Genomic DNA, 900 nt, shown 5'->3' with positions numbered 1-900 from the left:
GGAAAAACTTTAGCTTACCAATTTTAGATTATTTAGTTTTTTAACCATATCCCATAAACCATGAATCTTAAATCTATCGTTGTTGTTATGTTTTTAACGGTCGCTGCAGTGACCGTGTGCTTTGCACAGGGCAGCACTTTCCCTACCAATGGAGGGAACGTGGGTATAGGGACCACCAGCCCCAGCGACTTGCTGCATCTGAATATCGGCGCTAACCGGAAGGGTATCACCCTGCGCAGTGATGGTAATAACGCTGCGTACGCTGACATCAACTTTATCGTTGCGAATGATGCCGGGATACAGCAAGGTACACCGGTTCAATGGATCATCAGCCATCGCAAAGACGGCTATTTTTCAGACAACCCCACCGGCCAGACTTCGCTTGAATTTTATGGTACAAAGAAAGGCGGCGGATACATTGCTCCGCTGGTTTTTAAGTCTGACGGTAATGTGATCCTTGTTTCAAGCAAGAGTGCCGCTGCCGCCAATGTGCTGATCGGAAAGACGACCCAGCAGAATGCAACGTATAAACTAGATGTAAACGGGAAAATCCGGGCGAATGAAATAACCGTGAATACGACCGGAGCAGATTTTGTGTTTGACCCGGACTATAATCTGCTTCCGTTAAGCGAAGTGGAGGCCCATATCAATACCCATAGGCATCTCCATGACATACCACCGGCATCAGACATGCAGCGTGACGGTGTCGGTTTGGGAGATATAAGCACGAAGATGCTTCAGAAAATTGAAGAGCTGATGCTATACACCATTGAACAGCAGAAGCAGATACACCGGCTTGAAAAGGAAATTGAGAATCTAAAGCGGGACAGGCAATGACCGCTCGTGCTATACTGTGCCGGAACAGATGGATCGGTACATGTCCGCAAACGATCGGCCTGG

General features: G+C 47.7%; 1 protein-coding gene. It reads left to right on the top strand.

What is annotated here, in order from left to right; genetic code table 11:
* Positions 1 to 60: 60 nt before the first annotated feature.
* Positions 61 to 837: a hypothetical protein gene (locus tag ACFOET_RS17750; RefSeq protein WP_379025167.1), complete on the top strand. Its 777-nt coding sequence runs from the start codon at positions 61 to 63 to the stop codon at positions 835 to 837.
* Positions 838 to 900: the final 63 nt, after the last annotated feature.

This window comes from Parapedobacter deserti, assembly GCF_042646065.1.
GTDB classification, from domain to species: Bacteria; Bacteroidota; Bacteroidia; order Sphingobacteriales; family Sphingobacteriaceae; genus Parapedobacter; species Parapedobacter deserti.
Note: the sequence above shows the minus strand (reverse complement) of the source record. Positions and strands in the feature narration are given on the sequence as shown.

Excerpts from the sequence above, each read along its gene's own strand:
- ACFOET_RS17750 (WP_379025167.1), top strand. The coding sequence starts at position 61 with ATGAATCTTAAATCTATCGTTGTTGTTATGTTTTTAACGGTCGCTGCA.